The sequence below is a fragment of the Fictibacillus nanhaiensis genome (genome assembly GCF_036213205.1).
Lineage (GTDB): Bacteria > Bacillota > Bacilli > Bacillales > Fictibacillaceae > Fictibacillus > Fictibacillus nanhaiensis_E.
On the sequence record NZ_JARMFC010000013.1, the window covers coordinates 1 to 21600 of the forward strand.

Here is a 21600-nt window from a genome sequence, read left to right on the forward strand (position 1 = left end):
GGAGTCTCGCATCTTACGCTCCAATCAACCTGTCAATGAAGCTAAAACAAAAATGATCAAACAACATTTTTAGAAAAAAGCCTTTTAAAGATATGAATGTTAGAAAGGGAGGCAGTGGAGTGGGAAATGAAAAGAGTGCAAACGATTTTCTTCCTCAGCTTCAAAAGATGCTGAGCAGTATTAAATTCGGTTCGATCACTTTAATCGTCCAAGATGGAAAAGTAATTCAGCTGGAAAAAAATGAGAAGGTAAGAATTAAATAGTTCGCTGACTAGAAAACTAGAGGCGGTTTTAACGATAGGGCTAAGCTCTAAAATCGTTAAAGCCGCTTTTTGTATGTTAAAAGGAGGTAGCGAATTGCTAACGTATGGAACTTGGAACAACAATTTACCAGATTTTGATCACGAAAATCCGACCAAAGGTGCTCTAGATGTGTTGGAGTGGGCTTTTGGAACATACGGTGAGGACTTAGTCTATGCTTGCAGCTTTGGTATAGAAGGTAGTGTTCTTGTGGATCTTGTTTCCCAAGTGAAACCAGATGCACAGATTGTATTTCTCGATACAAACCTGCATTTTCAAGAAACATATGACGTAATTGAAGCTGCAAAGAAACGATACCCTTCACTTCGAATCAAGCTGAAAACGTCAGCTCTCACTCTAGAGGAGCAAGCAAAAAAACACAGTGAGGAGCTTTGGAATGTGGATTCTAATCTATGCTGCACGATCAGAAAAGTAATACCTCTAGAAGAAGAGTTAAAAGGGGTAAAAGCTTGGCTCTCTGGTCTGCGTAAAGAGCAATCAGCAGCTAGGAGCAATACCGAATTCGTCAACAGAGATGAACGGTTCAAAAGTATTAAAGTCTGTCCTCTCATCCATTGGACGTGGAAGGATATTTGGCGGTATGCCCATAAGCAAGACTTGCCGTATAACAAACTACACGACAATGGTTATCCAAGTATAGGCTGCGCTCCTTGTACACAGGCAGCTATTAACGCAGATGATCTTCGTTCCGGAAGATGGTCAGGTACCGGAAAACTTGAATGTGGACTTCACGAGACTAAATAGAGAATCACTAGGAGGAGAGAAACAATATGAGTACGATTCAACCGCACGGAGGGCAATTAATCAATCAGTTCAAGCCTGATACACCACATCAGAACATTAAAAAAGAAATTAACCTTGATGCAACAGCACTTAGTGATCTTGAATTGATCGCGATCGGAGCATACAGTCCATTAACAGGATTTTTGAACCAAAAAGATTATCAATCCGTTGTCCACGATATTAGGCTCAGTGATGGTACGGTTTGGAGCTTGCCCATCACGTTACCCGTAGATTCTGATACAGCATCAACACTTACAAGAGGTGAAGAAGTTCGTTTAACATACGACGGCGTAACCTATGGAATTCTTAAGGTAGGTGATGTTTATTCTCCTGTTAAACAAATTGAAGCGGAGCGAGTTTATAAGACATCTGACCTTAATCATCCAGGAGTTAAGAAGCTGATTGAAAGAAGTTCTGTTTATGTAGGTGGCGAGATTACGCTTGTTAGACGTATTGAGAAAAGTTCGTCCAAAGAGTATCATCTCGATCCTATCGAAACAAGAAAACAGTTTACGGAATTAGGTTGGAGTACCGTTGTAGGTTTTCAAACGAGAAATCCCGTTCACCGTGCTCATGAATATATTCAAAAAGCTGCACTTGAAATTGTAGACGGTCTGTTTTTAAACCCACTCGTTGGTGAAACAAAGTCTGATGACATACCAGCTGATGTTCGAATGGAAAGCTATCATGTTCTTCTAAAAAACTATTATCCTAATAACCGCGTGTTTCTTGCTGTCTTTCCTGCAGCGATGCGATATGCAGGTCCTCGTGAAGCCATCTTTCATGCGATCGTCAGAAAAAATTACGGCTGCACACACTTTATCGTAGGTCGTGATCATGCTGGAGTAGGAAATTATTACGGGACGTATGAAGCACAAGAGATCTTTTCACAGTTTACAGAAGAGGAGATCGGCATCCAAACATTGTTTTTTGAACATAGTTTTTATTGCAACAAATGCGAAGGTATGGCTTCTTCTAAAACATGTCCACACCCAACGGAAGAACATGTCATCTTATCCGGAACAAAGGTAAGAGAGCTCCTTCGAAATGGAGAACTTCCACCAAGTACGTTCAGCCGAAAAGAAGTAGTAGAGGTATTAATAAATGGACTAAATCGAAATGATGAAAATCATAGAATAGGAGATTCAAATGAGCAATCCGCACAATATCATTTGGCACGATAGTTCAATTTCAAAAGAAGCTAGGCGAATCCAAAACAACCATTCAAGTTTTGTACTTTGGTTTACAGGACTTTCAGGGTCAGGAAAATCAACGGTTGCTAATGCATTAGCGCAAGTATTGTTTGATCAAAACATAAGAAGCTACGTGTTGGATGGAGATAACATTCGAAATGGATTAAACCGTGATCTTTCTTTCTCAGATGAAGATCGAAGTGAAAACATACGACGCATATCTGAAGTATCAAAGCTTTTTGTAGATAACGGAACGGTCGTACTTACAGCTTTTATCTCTCCGTTTATACAAGATCGGGAAATGGCGAAGAAAATCGTTTCAGAAGAGGAATTCATAGAAATTTTCGTTTCATGCCCGATTGACGAATGTGAAAAAAGAGATCCAAAAGGTTTATACAGCAAAGCTCGAAAAGGTGAGATTCCTGACTTTACTGGTATTGATTCACCTTATGAAGAACCGGTTTCACCTGCTCTTACCATACATACTAACGAACAAAACGTTTCCGAGAGTGTGGAGAGCATCGTAAATTACTTGAAAAATAGAAAGCTAATCTAACTAACTAAAAAAGGAGATTGAGAGAATGGCATATGAAAAGCCGTGGGCAGAAAATCCGAAGATCAATAAAACAGAACAAAAAAAGCTCGTAAAAGACGGTTTAAAAATATTTGAGGATATTCCTCATTACGCAGAGCTAGGCTTTTCTTCTATCCCAAAAGAAGAATGGGATAGTTTCAAATGGGCAGGACTCTATCTGCAGCGTCCTAAAGAAGATGGTTATTTTATGATGAGAGTCAATGTTCCATCAGGCATTTTAAACTATGAACAAGTAAAAGCGCTTGCTTACATTTGTAAAGATTACGGAAGAGGCGTATTCGATATAACCACTCGGCAAGCGATTCAGTTTCACTGGCTTACCATTGATCAGATCCCGGATATTTTTAATCGGTTAGAAGCGGTTGGATTATCAAGCGCTGGTGCATGTGGTGACATTACGCGTAATATCATGGGGAACCCGATCGCAGGCATCGATCCGCATGAACTTTTTGATACCACTGAAATAGTAAAAGAAGTTTATGAGTTCTTCCAGCATAATGAGGATTTCTCGAACCTGCCAAGGAAATACAAAATGTCGATCAGCTCAAATGTAAACAATAGTGCACATGCTGAGATCAACTGTGTGGCATTTACTCCCGCATACAAACTTATTGATGAAAAGGAAGTTCCAGGGTTTCATATCAAGATTGGCGGAGGCCTTTCTTCTCGGCCTTTCTTAGCACAGCCACTCGATGTGTTTATTGAACCACAACAGGTTAAAGATGTTTCTATCGCAATTACTACTATTTTTCGTGACTACGGTTATCGGGAAAAGCGTCACCTTGCACGTCTTAAATTCTTAATGGCAGATTGGGGACCAGAAAAATTTAAAGAGAAACTCTTAGAATATACTGGACCTCTCCAGACTAAAGGAAAAGATGCTCTTAAAACATGGAATGGAGGATACTTTTATGGTGTTCACCCTCAAAAGCAAAAAGGGTTAAGTTATATCGGCTTTAACGTACCTGTTGGTCGACTTCATGCTGACGAAGTTTTAGAGCTCGCTGAAATTGCGAAGAAATACGGAAACGGTGAGATTCGAACAGTAAATTCTCAAAACTTAATTATTCCAAATGTAAAACACGAAAACGTCGAGTTGCTCTTAAAAGAAAGCATCTTCAAGCGCATTACAACGCAGCCTCTATCTTTCATTGGTCATTCTGTTTCTTGTACCGGGATCGAGTATTGCAACTTGGCACTCGTTGAAACGAAAGAAAGGATGCGTAGAATTGCAGAGAATCTGGATCAGAAAATTACACTAGATGTACCCGTTCGAATTCATATGGTAGGCTGTCCTAACTCATGCGGACAGCGTCAGATCGCAGATATTGGCCTTCAAGGCGTATTGTTAAAAACAAAAGAGAAAAAGATGGTTCAAGCCTTTGAGATTTATGTAGGAGGCACACTTGATGATGGCGGAAAATTTAATGAAAAGCTAAAAGGAAAGTTTCATGCGGATTCGCTAGACGAAGTACTTTTACAGTTTCTTACTACATTTAAAGAAACGAAACTTCCATCAGAAAGCTTTTTTGACTATATAGACCGACTTGGAATACAACAGCTTCAAATAGAACTTGATCGTATCGCAGAAGAATTAGAAGAAAAAGTCTCATGAAATGGAGATCTCGCCATGTATTTATACCGGTTTGAAGTGATCTCAAAATCAGAGGTTATTCCTGTTGTGATAGCCGCTTCAACAGATGAACAGGCTTTTCAGTTAGTTGACATAGAGCTCGAGAAGTATTTTTTGAAACAACCTGAAGTTGATGAGATCTCTCTTTATGAAAAGAAAAGAATTCGTACGGGGAACGGATTCGTGCTGTATGAACGTGAAACAATATTAAATCCTTAAGGAGTGATGATGATGGGAAAAGTCTATCTTGTCGGAGCTGGTCCGGGTGATCCAGGACTGATAACTGTAAAAGGTCTGCGTTGTATACAGAAGGCGGATGTCATTTTATATGATCGATTAGTGAACAAAGAACTGCTCTCTTATGCAAAACCCGACTGTGACTTAATCTATTGTGGAAAACTGCCAAACTATCATTTCATGAAGCAAGAAACGATCAACAGTTTTTTAGTGAAACACGCTCAAAAAGGAAAAGTAGTAACTCGGCTTAAAGGTGGTGATCCCTTCGTGTTCGGAAGAGGAGGAGAAGAAGCAGAAACGCTAGCAAGAAGTGGCATTCCCTTTGAGGTGATTCCTGGAATAACATCTGGGATTGCAGCACCAGCTTATGCCGGAATTCCTGTTACTCATCGAAACATCGCTTCAAGCTTTGCAGTCGTTACAGGTCATCGTAAAAAAGGCGAAGAAGATGAATTGAAATGGGAAAGTCTGGCAAACGGTATTGATACGTTAGCGATCTATATGGGTGTAGGCAATTTAGGTTATATTTGCGAACAGTTAACGAAAAACGGTAAAAGCAAAGAAACACCAGTTGCCCTTGTTCAATGGGGTTCCATCAAGAGTCAACGAACCGTTACAGGTACACTCGATACGATTGAGGAAATCGTGGTTAAAGAACAAATTGAAAATCCGAGCATGATCATTATCGGTGAAGTCGTTCGTCTTCGTAGTGAATTGAAATGGTTTGAACAGCTAAATGAAGAACCAAGTAAGCTTGCCGTAAGAGAGGCTTTGTAAATGAAGTCATTGCTCTTTATCTGTCACGGTACAAGACTTGCAAAAGGACGAATCGAAGCGGAAGAATTTGTGAGACTTTGTATGGCGCAAGTTGATGTGCCTATTAAAGAGATTTGTTTTCTAGAGCTTGCTGAACCCTCTATCGCAGAAGGGTTTGAAAGGTGTATACAAAAGGGAGCAAGTAGTATCTCTGTGATTCCTGTGTTTTTATTAAGTGCTAATCATATAAAAATAGATATTCCAAAAGAACTACAGCAAATGCAGAACCAATATCCAGAAGTTGAAGTGAATTACGGACGTCCTTTCGGTGTACACGACGCCATTTCACATTTGTTATGGGAGAAAATTACCAAAAGTGAACTTAGTTTAAGAAAAAATACACATATCCTACTTGTAGGCAGAGGCAGTACCGATCAAGATGTAAAGCGGGACCTAGATGTAATAGCGTCTAACGTACAAAACCATTATGGAATTCCTAGAATTCAAGCTTGTTTTCTAACGGGTTCAAATCCAAGCTTTGAGGAAGCATTATGGAGTAGTCGCGAGCTATATCACCAAGTTATAGTTGTGCCTTATCTTCTATTTTCAGGGCTATTAATAAACGGAATGAAACATACGATAACTCGTTATCAGCAACAAACCACTCAAAACGTAACTCTTTGTGAGACGCTTGGCTACCATCCTATTCTTAAAGACGTTTTACTCACCCGTATCAATGAAACACTTGAAACAAAGAAATATGCATTTTCTTAAAAAGCGAGGAATGCTATGTATCCCATACATGTAAACTTGTCGGGTAAAACGGTCGTAGTAGCTGGCGGTGGCTTAGTAGCCTCTAGAAAAATTAAAGATTTATTGAATGAAGAAGCAAAAATTACAATAATCAGTCCAACGGCGGTTGAAGAAATTAAGGAATGGCATGCGGAACGAAAGCTGACTTGGATTGAAAGAAAAGTGAAACGAGAAGATTTGGAGAAAGCATTACTAATCATTGCGGCGACAAATTGTAAGGAGGTTAACTCTTGGATTGCAGAACAGGCAAGTACAAAACAACTTGTGAATGTAGTTGATCAACCACACCTTGGCAATTTTATTGTTCCTAGTGTTGTAAAAAGAGGAAAACTCATACTTTCGGTTTCAACCTCTGGAGCTAGTCCAAGTCTATCTAAATCTATAAAAAAAGAGCTTCAACAAAAATACAGTGAAGACTATGAAACGTATTTAGATTTTTTATTCCAATGCAGATCAATCATTAAGAAGGAATTTCCGGAAAAATATCGACAAGACTTATTAAAAAATCTAACTGATTGGTCCTTTTTATATGACGAGGAAAAGCAACACGCGTACAAACAGGAATTAATAAGAAGTATTGATCGCAATTTAGTAAATGAACACATAAATGAATAAATCCTTATCAAGAGAGGTAGAGGGAGCGGCCCTATGAAACCTCAGCAACCAGCAGCTACAAGCTGAAAAGGTGCTAATTCCTGAGAGTTCAATTGCTGAACTTGTAAAGATAAGAAGACCCTGACGCTTTAAAAAAGTCTTCTTTTATAGAAGGCTTTTTATTTTTATATAGGAGGTTATCATGAGTTTAATCACAGACTTGAAACAAAACAAGATACTAATAGGTGATGGCGCGATGGGAACGCTTCTGTATTCGTATGGATCTGACTTTTGTTATGAAGAGTTAAACCTTTCTCAAGAAGAGCAGATCTATAACATTCATCGCGCCTATTTAGATGCAGGTGCCGATATCATTCAAACCAATACTTATGCAGCGAACTATTCAAAGCTCGAACGTTATGGACTTCAAGATCATGTAAAAGAGATTAATAAAGCGGCTGTTCAAATCGCTAGAAAAGCCGCTCATAACGAATATGTTGTAGGTACGATCGGTGGGATACGCGGTATTAAACCGAATAGTATTCCTCTCGATGAGATTAAGCGCAGTTTTCGTGAGCAGCTGTATTGTTTGTTGATGGAGAATATAGATGGAATTCAATTAGAAACTTATTATGACCTAGAAGAACTAGAAACCGTTTTAGAGATTGCTAGAAAAGAAACATCTTTACCGATCATTGCTCAAGTGTCATTGCAGGAAGTCGGTTTTATGCAGGACCGTACGCAGATTTCAGATGCTTTGACGCGGCTTGAGAACTTAGGTGCTGATGTTGTGGGATTAAACTGTCGCCTTGGGCCGTATCACATGCTGATGACGCTTGAAGAAGTTGCATTACCGAATCAGGCATTTCTTTCAGCGTTCCCTAATGCATCTCTTCCTTCCTATACAGATGGCCGTTTTAATTATGAGGGGGACGCTGATTATTTTAAAGAATGTGCCCATTTGTTCAGGCAGCAAGGTGTTCGTTTATTAGGCGGATGTTGTGGTACGACGCCTGCTCATATACATGCCTTCTCTAGTGAACTTAAAAACTTAGAACCTGTAACGGAAAAAGAAGTGAAACTAAGAGAGCAAAAAATTGTTATTCAGTCTGCATCAAAACCTAAATACGTACCACTAAGTGAAGAAGTTAAAAAGAAGCAATCCATTATTGTTGAATTAGATCCACCGCGTAAATTAAATACATCACGTTTTATGGAAGGAGCAAAGGCGTTAAAAGAAGCGGGAATCGATGCACTTACCCTCGCCGATAATTCGCTTGCTTCACCCCGTGTTTGCAACTCTGCATTAGGGTCGATTGTGCAGTCCCAACTTAACCTTCGTCCGCTCGTTCATATTACGTGCCGCGACAGAAATTTAATCGGCCTTCAGTCACATTTGATGGGGCTTCACACACATGGCATTCATGAAATACTTGCAGTTACCGGAGATCCGGCAAGCGTCGGAGACTTCCCAGGTGCTTCATCTGTTTATGATGTCACGTCTTTCGAACTGATCAAGCTCATCAAGCAGTTTAATGAAGGGTTATCACTATCTGGTAAAGAGCTTGGAGAAAAAACATCCTTTACAGTTGGAGCGGCTTTTAACCCTAATATCAGATCCATTGATAAAGCTGTTGAGCGGTTGGAGAAAAAGATTGTTTATGGCGCAGATTACTTTATCAGCCAGCCTGTATTTTCAGAGCAAAGACTTATTGAAACGTATGAGGCTACAAAACACATTGATAAACCGATCTATATTGGAATTATGCCATTAACTTCTTTCCGAAACGCAGAATTTCTTCACCATGAAGTTCCAGGAATCAAACTATCTAATTCTGTGCGTGATCGCATGGGCAAGTATAAAGATGATCCAACACAAGCTTGTAAAGAAGGCTTATTGATTGCCAAGTCATTATTAGACACAGCCATGGAACTCTTTAACGGCATCTACCTGATCACTCCATTCATGCGTTACGAACTAACCGTGGAATTAGCACAATATGCACGAGCTCATCATCCATCACTTTTAGCCAGGAGGTCACAGAATGCCTAAGTCATCAATAGAAAGACAGATGGAATCAAAGATTTTAATCATGGATGGCGCGATGGGAACGATGCTTCAAGAAGCCAATCTTACACCAGAAGATTTTGGCGGTGAATCGTATGACGGTTGTAATGAGTATTTAAACGTAACGGCACCTCATGTTATTAAAAACATTCATCATAAATATCTTGAAGCGGGCGCGGATATCGTTGAAACGAATACATTCGGCGGTACGAATCTTGTACTGGATGAATACGAATTAGGACATAGAGCTTATGAGATCAATAAGCTTGGAGCAGAAATTGCAAGAAAAGCCGCTGATGCTGTTTCAACAGAACAGTGGCCGCGTTTTGTTGCCGGCTCACTCGGCCCGACTACAAAAACACTCAGTGTTACAGGCGGAACAACGTTTGATCTGTTAAGAGATGCTTATGCTGAACAAGCACAAGGATTGATTGACGGGGGTGCGGATCTTCTGCTTTTAGAGACAAGCCAAGATATGTTGAATGTAAAAGCTGGCTTTTTAGGGATTGAGCAAGCTATTGAACAAACTGGAAAAAGAATCCCACTCATGGTTTCTGGAACGATTGAACCAATGGGAACCACACTTGCGGGACAGTCGATAGAGGCTTTTTATATATCGTTGAAGCATATGAATCCGATCGCAGTGGGACTAAACTGTGCGACTGGTCCTGAATTCATGCATGATCACATACGCTCCTTATCGAATCTGTCTAATACAGCCGTAAGCTGTTATCCGAACGCAGGTCTTCCTGATGAAGAAGGAAATTATCATGAAACACCAGAATCATTGGCTACTAAACTATCTGGGTTTGCAGAAAAAGGGTGGCTGAACATCGTTGGTGGTTGCTGTGGTACTACACCCGCTCATATAGAAGCACTTACAAAAGTTATGAAGAACTATCCACCTCGTCACCTGCAAGTATACGAAACTCATATGGTCTCAGGAATCGAACCTTTTATATATGATGATCCAACGTTAAGACCGATCATGGTAGGAGAAAGAACAAATGTTATTGGATCACGAAAATTCAAACGGCTAATTGCTGAGGGGAAGTTTGAAGAAGCTGCTGAGATTGCGAGGGCTCAAGTAAAAGGCGGTGCACATGTACTCGACGTTTGTTTAGCTGATCCTGATCGAGATGAATTTCATGATATGGAAGAGTTCATGAAAGAAGCCGTTAAAAAAGTAAAAATTCCATTTGTCATCGACTCTACAGATGAGGATGTGATTGAGCTAGCGTTAAAATATTCACAAGGAAAAGCCATCATCAACTCCATTAATTTAGAAGACGGCGAAGAACGGTTTGAAAAGGTGATACCGCTTCTTCATAAATACGGAGCAGCGGTAGTGGTTGGAACGATTGATGAGATTGGAATGGGCGTTTCGGCTGAGCGAAAACTTGAAATTGCAAAGAGATCGTATAACCTTTTAGTTAATAAATATAATGTTTCACCATCAGATATCATTTTCGATCCTCTTGTATTTCCAGTTGAGACAGGTGATGAGCAGTATTTTGGTTCAGCTAATGCAACGGTTGAAGGCATCCGCCAGATTAAAGATCAATTTCCTGAATGCTTAACCATTTTAGGAGTCAGTAATGTATCGTTCGGGTTGCCTCCAGTGGGACGTGAAGTTCTAAATGCAGTATATCTCTACCATTGCACAGGAGCGGGACTTGATTACGCGATCGTAAATACCGAAAAGCTAGAACGTTACGCTTCTATTGCACCGGAAGAAATTGAGATGGCAGAAAATCTATTATTTCAAACAACAGAAGAAGCATTATCTGCTTTTACAGACTTTTATAGAGGTAAGAAGAAAGAAACAAAATCAAAGCTTCCTGATATGAGTTTAGAAGAGCGACTACACTATTACATTTTAGAAGGTACGAAGGAAGGTTTAATTCCCGACTTAGAGATCGCATTACAAAAGTATGCTACACCTTTAAGCATCATTAATGGTCCATTAATGGATGGAATGAAAGAAGTGGGCAGGCTTTTCAATGAGAACCAGTTAATCGTTGCAGAAGTCCTGCAAAGTGCGGAAGTCATGAAAGCATCTGTTGCTTTTTTGGAACCTTACATGGAAACGAATGATGAATCTGCTTCAAAAGGGAAGGTATTACTTGCTACAGTTAAGGGTGATGTTCATGACATCGGAAAAAACCTGGTAGATATCATTCTAAGCAATAATGGATTTAAGGTGGTAGATCTAGGGATCAAAGTATCGTCACAAACGTTAATCGAAGCAATTAAAAAAGAACAACCAAATATTATCGGACTTTCTGGATTGCTCGTAAAATCTGCTCAACAGATGGTGTTAACAGCAAACGATATGAGAGAAGCAAACATTTCAACACCCATTTTAGTCGGCGGTGCTGCTTTATCTAGAAAGTTCACCGATACGAAGATATCAAAGGAATACGAAGGAATGGTTCTTTATGCAAAAGATGCGATGGAAGGTCTCTCGTTTGCCAATCAAATTCAAACTCCAAAAGAGTTCGATCGACTAGCTGTAGAACTTGCACAGAGAAAAAAGACAATAGCGATACACTCAGAAATGAATGAAAGCTCTGCAGGAGTTGCTACTGCCGTTAAAGTCCGGTCAAAGGTTTCAGAAACTGCTCCCATTTTTGTACCAAACGATACAGTAAGACATATTCTAAAAAATTACTCACTCTCACATATTCAGCCTTATATCAATCTACAGATGCTGCTCGGACATCATCTTGGCATCAAAGGTAAAATAACTAGATTACTTCAAGAAAAGGATGAGCGAACACTTGAAATTAAATCATTGATTGATCATCTGTTAACAGAGGCAAAAGAAAAGAATTTGATTCAACCTTCAGCTCTATATCAATTCTTTCCTGCACAAAGTAATGGTGAACAGGTATTAATCTATGATCCGATTGATCAAAGGACAGTAATTGAAACTTTTGACTTTCCAAGACAAAATAAAGAGCCCTATCTTTGTATTGCAGATTATTTACGCTCAAAAGAAAGCGGGGAAATGGACTATGTTGGATTCTTTTCTGTTACAGCAGGTACAGGTATTCGTGAACTAGCTGCAGAATATAAGAAAGAAGGCCGTTTTCTTGAAAGTCATGCACTACAAGCTTTAGCACTAGAAACAGCAGAAGGTTTCGCCGAACTTCTTCACCAACAGATGCGAGATCGCTGGGGCTTTCCTGACTCGGTAGATTTTACGATGAGAGAACGATTTTCGGCTCGTTATCAGGGACAAAGGTTTTCATTCGGCTATCCCGCTTGTCCAGAACTAGAAGATCAGCAAAAGCTATTTAAACTGATACAGCCAGAAGATATTGGTATTCACCTGACCGATGGGTGCATGTTGGAGCCAGAAGCATCTGTTTCTGCGATTGTTTTTGCTCATCCTGAAGCGCGGTATTTTAATGTGTTAAGTTAGAATAAAGCACCTGATTGAAGTTTCAGGTGCTTTACATAATTAACTTGGGATTTAAAAAGTAAGGTGTTGTTAAGTTTTAGATTTTTGAAAGAAAGCTTTATGAGCAGATGGAGGATAAGCAAACCACTCAGCTACAGCATTTGCTTGTTCTTGATTTGTTACACCTTCTAATAAAGTATTAACAACATGCTGCGGCAATGGTTGAGACATCGCATTTGTCCATTGGGTAACTTCGGCTACATACGTTTTTATTCGATTCCAATAAGATAACCCAATTTTTTCGTCCCATTTATCATGTTTAGAATCAACTAACGTTTCGTACAATTGCTCTGCACAGTATGAGGACAGATTTGAACCTTGACCAGTGATAGGGTCATGGAGAAAGACGCTGTCACCACAACCAATAACGAGCTTATCATTAAATGACATGTAAGGAAGACGAATTTCAGGTTTGATGGCGACCTGAAGAAAAGCACGATCATCTATTAATGAGAATTCTTGCGCATTCAAACGTTCATGAATATCTCGGAAAAACTCTTCAACTGTCTTTTTCATTTGTTTCGTAAAAGATGAAGAATCTTTAATTGTTTTAAACGTGTCTAGTTCTTTATCAGGGACTGCCATGATAAATAGAATGGTAACTGAACCTTTTTCAGTTATTGCAGGAATTTCAAACATCTCACCAATTTCCGGGAGGACTGTGACATTAATACCTAAAGGCTTGTGTTGTGTAACACCTGTAAAGTAACCGACTATACATTTACGCTGAGGTACATCATTCAACATGTTCATTGTCTACTTTTTGTTCTTGAAATGTAACACCTTTTAAAGCCAAATCTTCCATACTAGTTGCATAATATAATCGTTGATCAACAGATAACGCATCTTCTTGCAGCATACCTGTAAAAAGCTTTTGGTTTCCTATCGTTACACGTACACATTTTAACGGTTCGGTATCATCACATTTTGGCATGTGAAACCGGGATTCACGTGAACGGGTTGGTCCAAAATGAACTTGAGTTGACATAACTCGTCCAGAACGTATCTTTTCAGGAGATTGAGAGTGAATAACCGTTACTTGAAAATCTTCTCTAAGAGCATAAGCGAGCTGTAAACCAGAGGTACCGCTTCCGACAATACAAATCTGTTTCTTCAAGATCATCGCTCCTTCTATGTAGTTTATATAGACAACACATTGAACTCGTAACGCTCTCAGTCTATTTTTGATTCCGAATTTTGTAAATGAGCCTTTTTGTTTAATTTCATATAGGTATATATGAATAGAAATATGTAACGGAAAGTGGGGAAGCGGGTATGTTAAAACAAATCGAACATTCATTATCTGAATTATTAGCTTCTGGAAAAGGGATATATGGCTGTTCTTTGTATGATTTTAAAACGAATGAGAGTTTTGCTTACAAAGAAAATGAATCATTCTATGCTGCTAGTATTATCAAGGTTCCTATTATGGCTGCTGTTTTTGCACATGCATATGAAGGGGAATGCCGTTTAACGGATAAAATTCAAATTCATGAAGAAGACTTTGTACCTGGGGATGGTATTTTGAAGCATTTGTCTGCCGGTATGGAATGGTCGATTTATGATCTACTTGTACTAATGATTATTGAAAGTGATAATACGGCAACAAATGTCTTGATTGATTTGGTAGGTGTTGAGAACATAGCAGCACACATGACACGATGGGGATTCAAAAAGAGCCAACTTAATCACAAGCTGCAAATTTCACCCGACAGAAAACCTGGTGAATTAAACGTTATAATACCTAATGAAATTAATCAGTTTTTAATCCATTTAGCATCAGGTAGAGTTGTATCAATAAAAGCATGTGAAATGATGATAAATATCCTAAAGCAGCAGAAGATGAATGGTTTACTTCCAAGGTTATTACCAGATGCAGAAGGTGCTATTGGTATGATTCCAAATTGGGAAGCAGCTCATAAGACGGGCTATGTATCAGGGGTGGAACATAATGTGGGATTATTCTATTTTCCAGGTCATACATACGCCATTTCTATAATGAGCAAAAACATTGTAAACCGTAATGAACCTAGGCGGATAATGGGAGAAATCGGACAATTAATATTCAATGTTTCTAGATAGAAAAAAAGCTAATGGATCAACACCCATTAGCTTTTTTAAAGTTAACAAATTGAATCTGTAGATTTAGGGTTCTTTAACCCGAACAACGGTCGAACGAACAGAGCTAAATACGTACCCAACATAGCCATAACTGCCCATACCCAGCCGTGGAGACTAAATGAAGCAATTCCACTAAAATAAGCACCAATGTTGCAGCCGAATGCTAAGCGAGCACCATAGCCCATCAATAAACCACCGATGATCGATGCGCCAGCAATACCTGGTTTGATCTTTCCGGGTTTAAATGTTCCTTGGAAAGAAGCTGAGATAAATGCACCAAGTATGATACCGAAGTTCATAACACTTGTTCCATCTGTTAGAACACTTCTTGTAAGAGCTTCTCCATTCTTCCCGTCAAAGTAACCCCACGTAGATACGTCAACACCAGTTGCCATCATCGCTTTACCGCCCCATAATGCAAACGCTGATGTAATACCCCATGGACTTCCTTTAACTGTTAATGTAAGTGCATTTAATAATGCTAGCACAATTGCGGCTGCAAATAATGGCCATGAGCCACGAAGTACCTTTTTCCAACCAACTGTAGTTGGGAGTGGCTTCATCATAGGCGGCTTTTTCTTTTTAGCAATTTGAACAGTTATCCAATAGATGAAAGCGAAGAGTGCTAACTGAACGACTAACGCTCCTAGGTAACCGAGTCCTGGAATCTGATTTAAAGATAATGGTGGGAGAGAAGGCAATCCCATCCAAAATGTGAAGTGGTAAGCCCCTAAAACAGATCCTGCAATAAATGAAATCAGGGTTAAAACCATTGATGATGATCCGCCACCTAAAGAGTAAAGAGTTCCTGATGCACATCCATTGCCAAATTGCATCCCTATACCGAACAAAAAAGCACCAACTAGAATACTAATGCCAACAGGTGATACATTTCCTGTTGGTTCGCTACCTGTGAAGGTAAAACCAGTACTAAAGATAACGGCGAATAATACCGATGCCACGGCTAGCATAACCATATGTGCTTGCAATCCTTGAACGTTACCGACTGAAACTAATCTACGAAATGCTGAGGTAAAGCCAAAACGTGCATAAAGTAAAGCTCCACCAAGTGCTAATCCAATGATAAAAAGGGTTCCTTGCGTCCAGCTCGCAACTTCAATTGTAAAAAAAAGTAGAATCAATGCTGCAAGGACTCCTATAAATACGTAAGTTCTTTGCATAGGCTGTAATTTTGATACAACAGTAGTAGGCTGAAATGCTCGTTGTTTATTTGTTGAAAGATAAGTTTCTGTTTGTTCCATAACTACAAACCCTCCAATTCCTATGAGTTATGTCGGAATTATAGCATTATACTATGGAACCATAAATATGAAAAGTAATTTCTGTTTATTCTACTATTGTTCACAACCAACCATTAACAACTGCAATAACGAAGGGGGTTTAGGAGCAAAGTTAATACAAACTTAATTGGGTATTTTTTTAATGCACGCTTATTTTTCCAAGAGTGTCAAAATTATTTAGATCGATCAAACCAATAATAATCAGCAGGTACAATCAGAATAAAAACCAGCTTGAAATTATTAGAAAAATAATAAAAAATTTTGCTGCGGGGACTAATAAATCAAAAATTTTCATTTCGTCTCACTATTTTAAGTAATCTTTAATTTTGAGACTAGTTTCATTATGTTTTACATAGCTGCCGAGAATAGATATTATGTCTACAAGAAATAAAAAATTAGAATTAGCTACATTCAACGCTTCCGCTTCACTTACTCCTCTTACTCCTAATTTTAGTTCAAATTAAAAAGCCCGCTTATTGAGCGGACTTAATTTAGACACTGTTTAGATTTGTATGTGTCAATAAAATTTTTCTTTCTCTGAGCTACAGCTTCTTTTGTTCTTTTGTGAAAGTTGTTTGTTAAATTAGTTGATTCGATATGTTTATCCTTGAATAATTTAAATTTCCTTTCTAAATATAAGTTTTTATCGCTATAGATATAATTGTAGAACTCTTTTAATGTTTTTCTACCACTAATATAGAGTCTATAATATTGTTGAGTTTGTTTTATTCTTGGCTGAAACCCTAGTTTTTCTAATACATTATTCAATCCAATCATGAATGCAAGTGATCCTCCAACAAAACTCACTATATTACCTCTAGCGTATATGTTACCATCACCATCAAAATAACCTCTTACAAAATGGTGTAAAAGCTCATTTGGTACATAAGGAAACTCAAGTATAGTTGATTTTTTTGGTAACATACCATGTACATTCATTAGGTCATCTTTAATTATTTTACTAGAGATTTTTAATAGATGTACACCTGTTCGGGGGTTAATTGTTATTGGATGTGTAGATTGAAGATCTTCCCTAATATCTTCGAGGATCTTTGGGTCTTTTTGTGAAAAACTAATCATTTGCGCGTCTTGAGGCATGTTTCCATCTGCAGCGAAAAATCCTAATACATATGCCATAGATGCTGACCATGTTTTGAAGTAATCTTCATTCACTGTATAACGTCTTAACCAGCTGCTATGTGGTTGTCTTTCAACGTTATGTTGCTGCAGAACAGAATTGATATATCTTGTTGTCACATTTGCCTCTAATGCGATCTCATTGCTGGTCATTCCGCTTTGAAAACGTTCAATAATGGTAGGAATACTCATGGTGCACTTCTTTTTTCGCATACCAATCAACTCCTTTATTCACTTAACTCTATTATACCGAACACTCGTTCTCTAGTCGAGTTTTTGGCACTATTCTCAATAAAAAGACGCTATCTTAAATGACAGCGCCCCAAAAAATTCTATTTCATTAACTTTTTAATGATCTTTAAACCATGTTTGGCATTCGGATATCGAAAACTAAAGTCGAATTTGTTCGTTTGATTGAGCACACTTTTGTTATGAGAAAACGCGACGAAACTGGACTCACCGTGATAACTTCCAATCCCGCTCTCTCCCACCCCACCAAAAGGTAGATAAGGTGTGGCGATGTGCATCAATGTGTCGTTGATTGAACCACCACCAAATGAGATGTTATTCACCACTTTTTCTTCGATCTCTTTGTTAATCGTAAACAGGTATAGTGCAAGTGGTTTTGGGCGTTTTACAACAAAATCGATTACTTCATCAATGCTTCCGTATTCCATGACTGGAAAGATAGGTCCAAAGATTTCATCAGTCATAACAGGTGAAGTTGTATCAGAGGGAGCTATTAAAGTAGGTTCGATCTTTTCACTGGTTTCATCGTATCGACCACCGAAAAGTATCTCACCTTCTGCTAAGTAACTTTTTAAACGATTAAAATGACGATCATTAACGATCTTACCGAATTCCTCATTCTGCAGTGGGTTTTCGCCGTAAAATTCTTTGATTACTTCTTTAAATGTATCAATGAATGGTTGACGTATGTTTTTGTGCAGATAGATATAATCTGGTGCTATACACGTTTGACCAGCGTTCGTGAACTTTCCGAACGCTATACGCTTTGCAGCAAGCTTAAGGTCTGCTGTTTCATCTACAATGCAAGGGCTCTTACCACCTAGTTCTAATGTGATAGGAATAAGTCTCTTACTAGCCGCTTCCATCACAATTTTACCTACAGGAACACTGCCTGTGAAGAATATATAATCTAATGGTTGATCGAGCAATATTTTATTGGTTTCAACTCCGCCTTCTACTACTGCAATAAAGTCAGGATGATAGTATTCTTTGATCAGTTCATCCAATAGTTTTGACGTTTGTGGCGTAAGTTCAGATGGTTTTAAAATTGCCGTATTACCAGCTGCGATAGCACCGATTAACGGAGCTAGTTGCAGTTGAAACGGATAGTTCCAGGGTGCGATTATTAATGTGACGCCATAAGGTTCAGCAATGGTATAACCCTTTGAGCCAATATGGGTCTTTGCTGTTTTGACTTTTTTAGGTTCCATCCATTTTTTTAGATGTTTTTGAGTATGACGAATCTCCTCTAATAAAAAGCCGATCTCAGTTGTGTAGGCTTCGGCTTCTGATTTATTTAAGTCTGTCTTTAATGCGTGAAGAATCTTTGCTTCGTTGTTACGAATAAGCTTAGAAAGGTTGTTTAATGCTTTCATGCGGAAATCATATGAACGAGTTACTCCGCTTCTAAAATATGTTCTTTGAGCTCGTACGAGTTTATCAATCGATTCCTTTGTGTTTTCTTTCATCGTGTTTGGCTGATTCAAACTTTACGCCTCCTACAACATAAAATAAAATTAAGTGTTTAAACTTATGAACACGTATTAGTGAAATCACTATAATATGTTTATGAAAGGTAGTCAATGATTTTGACTTTTTCTCATCTATTTTAGTGATACATTACTAAAATAACCCTAAAAAAAGCGACCTAAACAAAAAGACCCTTTCTATGTAGAAGAAAGGATCTGCATTATTTATTATTTTAGTCTTGCTGAATGGCAGAAACTTGCCACTCTACACCATATTTATCTGTTACTTGGCCATATGATGGGCTCCAGAATGTTTCTTGTAGAGGCATTGTAACTTTACCATCTTTAGAGAGTTTCTCAAAAACTTGTTTTGAAGCATCTACTGAATCGATATGAATCGCGATGGTTACTTGATTTCCTACAGTATAAGGCATTCCAGGAAAATTATCAGAAAGCATCATAACGGTATCGCCTACTTTAAATTGAGCGTTCATTACGCGGTCCATCGCTTCTTCTGAAAGTGGATGATTAGGATCCTCTGGCATCTCTCCGAATGTTTGAAGTGAGATAAGTTCTGCGTTAAAAGCATCTACATAAAACTCTACTGCTTCTTTTCCGTTTCCATTTGTTACTACGTAAGGATTCACTGCTACAATCATTTTTAGCACCTCATCGTCTCATTTTTTCGACCATAGAACGTTTGTTCGTTATCATTATATCAAACTTTATTTCTTATTGCTACAATTTTTATATTTCTACTAAAACAGATCTACACCTTCTTTTCCATATAAAAAAGAGAACCATTTAGGCTCTCTTTCATCTTCATTATTTTAGATCAATACTATAAATTCCAAATCCGTTTGCATCTGTTTTGTTAGTGTATTGAATCTTGCCTGCTTCACTCGTATATTTTTGACCGTTTGGTGATGATAAGAACGTTACGTTAGCGTTTCCGCTAATGGGAGCAATCGACCAGTTGTTGTCAGCTGTAGGTGTGATTTCTTTCATCTCTGTGATGTAATCCATTAAGATCTGACGGTTCTCATCAGCAGAGTCTACTACATATTCGCTTCCTTTTACACCTGGGAAGTTTCCACCGCCACCCGCTCTGTAATTGTTCGTTACTACGATAAAATCTTGGTTAGGATCGATGGCTTTTCCGTCGTATGTTAGGTTCACGATACGATTGCTATTAGCATTGATCACTACACCGTTTTTGTCATACTTAGGAGCTTTTGTAACGTCCACTTGATAATTAACGCCGTCAATTACATCAAAGTTATAAACAGGAAAACCTGCATCTAAAAGTTCCTGTGCTTCTGTTTTGTTTGGATCGATAGTCTTAAATTTCCCAGCGGACATTTCTAACCACTCTTTAACAACAGATCCTTTTACTTTTAGCGCTTTTAGCGTGTTGTCATAAAGGTAAAGGTCACCTGCACTGCGAATCGTAAGTGGTCCTTTTTGAATCTCAGTAAATTCCGTTACGCCATTTCTTCCTGCTTTAAATGGAGCTCCAACTGAAAGTATTGGAAGGTCTTTGTATTCTGGTTTGTTTAATAAAATGTATTTTTCTACATACCATTTCTGAGCGTTCGTTACGACTTGAACAGATGGATCATCTTGAACAAGTGCAAAGAAGCTATGAATATCGTCTGTTGTTGAACCAATTGGTGTGTTTACATACTTGATCGTTGCTTCATGGACATTTTTAACTGTATTAACTACTTTCTCGTCTGGCTTAACGGTTGCTGCACTTCTAACTGAAGATTGAGAAGAAACTACTTTCCATCTTCCACGATCTTGTTGAAGAGTTAAGTCGATCAAACCAAGTGATCCTCCGCCATAGCCTGCTTGTACAGCTGGCACACCGTTAATCGTACCTTTTGCATTATCAACGCCAGGAAGAACATTACCTTTCGCGTCTTTAAACAGTGCATCTAATGATTTTTCATCAGCAGCAGGGAATATCTTGTGTGTGTGCGAGAACGTAATGGCACTGATCCCTTTTACTTTGCTGAGTGAATAGATCACATCTTCTGTGTTCGTTTCACTTCCGTTAAAGCCAGAGTGAGCTTGTGCGATGATGATATCTGCACCTTTTTTCTTCATTTGCGGAATAAACTTTTCCGCACTTTCAATGATATTCTTCGTGATTACTTTCCCATCGAGGTGTGATTTATCCCATTCGTTAATCTGTGGTGGTACGAAACCGATATAACCGATTTTCAAAAGCTTCGGTCTGCCATATTCATCTCTTACGAATTTTTTTACAATTTTGTAAGGTGTGTATTTGTTTACATCATTCTTAGGATTGTTATCTTTATCATCTACGTATACGTTAGCGTTTACAAAAGGAAAGTTAGCATCGTCGTACGTTTCAGCTAGAAAATCGAGTCCGTAATTGAACTCATGGTTTCCTAGTGTTGCCATGTCGTAATCCATAAGATTCATAGCTGCGATGGCCGGATGAACTTCTCCGTCTTTTAGCGGTGCGATCTTTGCTTTATATGTACCAAGTGGTGTGCCTTGAATTAGGTCTCCGTTGTCGACTAACACACTGTTCTGACTGTACTTTAAATCTTCACGGGCTGTTTTAACCAGTGTAGCTGTCTTTGCTAAACCAACATTTTCAGATGCTGCATTTTTGTAATAATCGAAGTTTAATAGGTTTGTATGAATGTCGGTTGTTTCCATAATTCTGAGGTTAACTTTACTTTTGTGTTTTGCTGGCATTTTAGCGATGGCTTGGCCAGCTAGAGGTGAACTTAAGAGACTAATAGCTAATGTAAGTGAAGCTACTTTCTTAACATTTTTATTCACAACAATAACCCCTTTATTTCATAAGATTGAGACTAACT

General features: G+C 38.5%; 19 protein-coding genes and 1 riboswitch. Of the genes, 12 read left to right on the plus strand and 7 right to left on the minus strand.

The annotated features are described in order from the left end of the window. Positions 1-119 precede the first annotated feature (119 nt). The 11 genes from P4V41_RS13455 (at position 120) to metH (ending at position 12423) form a co-directional block, all read left to right on the plus strand. The gene (locus P4V41_RS13455; protein ID WP_328085560.1) at positions 120-263 is read left to right on the plus strand and encodes a YezD family protein; all 144 of its coding nucleotides are present in this window, start codon (positions 120-122) and stop codon (positions 261-263) included. 94 nt (positions 264-357) lie between these two features. Then, positions 358-1065: a phosphoadenylyl-sulfate reductase gene (locus P4V41_RS13460; RefSeq protein ID WP_328085561.1), complete on the plus strand. Its 708-nt coding sequence runs from the start codon at positions 358-360 to the stop codon at positions 1063-1065. Between the two features lie 26 nt (positions 1066-1091). After that, positions 1092-2288 carry a sulfate adenylyltransferase gene (gene sat / locus P4V41_RS13465; protein ID WP_328085562.1) on the plus strand — a complete coding sequence of 399 codons (1197 nt, stop codon included), beginning with the start codon at positions 1092-1094 and terminating at the stop codon, positions 2286-2288. After that, complete coding sequence (gene cysC, locus P4V41_RS13470) at positions 2254-2853, plus strand: adenylyl-sulfate kinase (protein ID WP_328085563.1); 600 nt, start codon at positions 2254-2256, stop codon at positions 2851-2853. Before sat ends, cysC begins: the two co-directional genes overlap by 35 nt. A gap of 25 nt (positions 2854-2878) precedes the next feature. Then, entirely contained in the window at positions 2879-4507 is a 1629-nt protein-coding gene (locus tag P4V41_RS13475) for a nitrite/sulfite reductase (protein ID WP_328085564.1), read from the plus strand. A gap of 15 nt (positions 4508-4522) precedes the next feature. Next, positions 4523-4744 (plus strand): DUF3906 family protein, encoded by a 222-nt coding sequence (locus P4V41_RS13480; protein WP_191753389.1) that lies wholly within the window; start codon positions 4523-4525, stop codon positions 4742-4744. A 12-nt stretch (positions 4745-4756) separates the two neighbouring features. Beyond that, the gene (gene cobA, locus P4V41_RS13485) at positions 4757-5539 is read left to right on the plus strand and encodes a uroporphyrinogen-III C-methyltransferase (protein WP_328085565.1); all 783 of its coding nucleotides are present in this window, start codon (positions 4757-4759) and stop codon (positions 5537-5539) included. Continuing rightward, entirely contained in the window at positions 5540-6292 is a 753-nt protein-coding gene (locus tag P4V41_RS13490; protein ID WP_328085566.1) for a sirohydrochlorin chelatase, read from the plus strand. A gap of 15 nt (positions 6293-6307) precedes the next feature. After that, complete coding sequence (locus tag P4V41_RS13495; RefSeq protein WP_328085567.1) at positions 6308-6946, plus strand: NAD(P)-binding protein; 639 nt, start codon at positions 6308-6310, stop codon at positions 6944-6946. Position 6947: 1 nt separating this feature from the next. Further along, positions 6948-7062: riboswitch (SAM riboswitch) on the plus strand. A 65-nt stretch (positions 7063-7127) separates the two neighbouring features. After that, entirely contained in the window at positions 7128-8978 is a 1851-nt protein-coding gene (locus tag P4V41_RS13500) for a bifunctional homocysteine S-methyltransferase/methylenetetrahydrofolate reductase (protein WP_328085568.1), read from the plus strand. Continuing rightward, entirely contained in the window at positions 8971-12423 is a 3453-nt protein-coding gene (gene metH, locus P4V41_RS13505; protein WP_328085569.1) for a methionine synthase, read from the plus strand. The genes P4V41_RS13500 and metH overlap by 8 nt, the downstream gene beginning before the upstream one ends. Before the next feature lie 69 nt (positions 12424-12492). On the opposite strand, the gene P4V41_RS13510 is transcribed toward metH, so the two are convergent. Together P4V41_RS13510 and P4V41_RS13515 are read right to left on the minus strand one after the other, a co-directional pair. Further along, a complete protein-coding gene (locus tag P4V41_RS13510; RefSeq protein WP_328085570.1) occupies positions 12493-13209 on the minus strand; it encodes a styrene monooxygenase/indole monooxygenase family protein in 717 nt (238 codons plus the stop codon). Further along, on the minus strand, positions 13199-13579 hold the full coding sequence (locus tag P4V41_RS13515) for a hypothetical protein (protein ID WP_328085571.1): 381 nt from the start codon (positions 13577-13579) through the stop codon (positions 13199-13201). Before P4V41_RS13515 ends, P4V41_RS13510 begins: the two co-directional genes overlap by 11 nt. A 158-nt stretch (positions 13580-13737) precedes the next feature. On the opposite strand from P4V41_RS13515, the gene P4V41_RS13520 reads away from it, so the two are divergent. Then, positions 13738-14544, plus strand: coding sequence for a serine hydrolase (locus tag P4V41_RS13520; RefSeq protein WP_328085572.1), 807 nt, complete (start codon positions 13738-13740; stop codon positions 14542-14544). 41 nt (positions 14545-14585) lie between these two features. Here P4V41_RS13520 and P4V41_RS13525 read toward each other — a convergent pair whose 3' ends face one another. From P4V41_RS13525 to P4V41_RS13545, 5 genes are all read right to left on the minus strand, one after another. Further along, positions 14586-15845, minus strand: a complete 1260-nt coding sequence (locus tag P4V41_RS13525) for a YeeE/YedE family protein (protein ID WP_328085573.1) — start codon at positions 15843-15845, stop codon at positions 14586-14588. A 525-nt stretch (positions 15846-16370) separates the two neighbouring features. Continuing rightward, positions 16371-17234, minus strand: a complete 864-nt coding sequence (locus P4V41_RS13530) for an LAGLIDADG family homing endonuclease (RefSeq protein ID WP_328085574.1) — start codon at positions 17232-17234, stop codon at positions 16371-16373. Positions 17235-17353: 119 nt separating this feature from the next. Then, positions 17354-18739, minus strand: a complete 1386-nt coding sequence (locus P4V41_RS13535) for an aldehyde dehydrogenase (RefSeq protein WP_328085667.1) — start codon at positions 18737-18739, stop codon at positions 17354-17356. A gap of 233 nt (positions 18740-18972) precedes the next feature. Further along, complete coding sequence (locus P4V41_RS13540; protein WP_328085575.1) at positions 18973-19398, minus strand: VOC family protein; 426 nt, start codon at positions 19396-19398, stop codon at positions 18973-18975. Positions 19399-19564: 166 nt separating this feature from the next. After that, entirely contained in the window at positions 19565-21562 is a 1998-nt protein-coding gene (locus tag P4V41_RS13545; RefSeq protein WP_419181316.1) for a bifunctional 2',3'-cyclic-nucleotide 2'-phosphodiesterase/3'-nucleotidase, read from the minus strand. Positions 21563-21600: the final 38 nt, after the last annotated feature.

What these genes read in the sequence shown, in the direction of transcription:
- sat (WP_328085562.1), top strand. Translation starts at nt 1,092, where the DNA reads ATGAGTACGATTCAACCGCACGGAGGGCAATTAATCAATCAGTTCAAG.
- cysC (WP_328085563.1), top strand. Translation starts at nt 2,254, where the DNA reads ATGAGCAATCCGCACAATATCATTTGGCACGATAGTTCAATTTCAAAA.
- P4V41_RS13475 (WP_328085564.1), top strand. Translation starts at nt 2,879, where the DNA reads ATGGCATATGAAAAGCCGTGGGCAGAAAATCCGAAGATCAATAAAACA.
- P4V41_RS13480 (WP_191753389.1), top strand. Translation starts at nt 4,523, where the DNA reads ATGTATTTATACCGGTTTGAAGTGATCTCAAAATCAGAGGTTATTCCT.
- cobA (WP_328085565.1), top strand. Translation starts at nt 4,757, where the DNA reads ATGGGAAAAGTCTATCTTGTCGGAGCTGGTCCGGGTGATCCAGGACTG.
- P4V41_RS13490 (WP_328085566.1), top strand. Translation starts at nt 5,540, where the DNA reads ATGAAGTCATTGCTCTTTATCTGTCACGGTACAAGACTTGCAAAAGGA.
- P4V41_RS13495 (WP_328085567.1), top strand. Translation starts at nt 6,308, where the DNA reads ATGTATCCCATACATGTAAACTTGTCGGGTAAAACGGTCGTAGTAGCT.
- P4V41_RS13500 (WP_328085568.1), top strand. Translation starts at nt 7,128, where the DNA reads ATGAGTTTAATCACAGACTTGAAACAAAACAAGATACTAATAGGTGAT.
- metH (WP_328085569.1), top strand. Translation starts at nt 8,971, where the DNA reads ATGCCTAAGTCATCAATAGAAAGACAGATGGAATCAAAGATTTTAATC.
- P4V41_RS13510 (WP_328085570.1), bottom strand. Translation starts at nt 13,209, where the DNA reads ATGTTGAATGATGTACCTCAGCGTAAATGTATAGTCGGTTACTTTACA.
- P4V41_RS13520 (WP_328085572.1), top strand. Translation starts at nt 13,738, where the DNA reads ATGTTAAAACAAATCGAACATTCATTATCTGAATTATTAGCTTCTGGA.
- P4V41_RS13525 (WP_328085573.1), bottom strand. Translation starts at nt 15,845, where the DNA reads ATGGAACAAACAGAAACTTATCTTTCAACAAATAAACAACGAGCATTT.
- P4V41_RS13530 (WP_328085574.1), bottom strand. Translation starts at nt 17,234, where the DNA reads ATGCGAAAAAAGAAGTGCACCATGAGTATTCCTACCATTATTGAACGT.
- P4V41_RS13535 (WP_328085667.1), bottom strand. Translation starts at nt 18,739, where the DNA reads ATGAAAGAAAACACAAAGGAATCGATTGATAAACTCGTACGAGCTCAA.
- P4V41_RS13540 (WP_328085575.1), bottom strand. Translation starts at nt 19,398, where the DNA reads ATGATTGTAGCAGTGAATCCTTACGTAGTAACAAATGGAAACGGAAAA.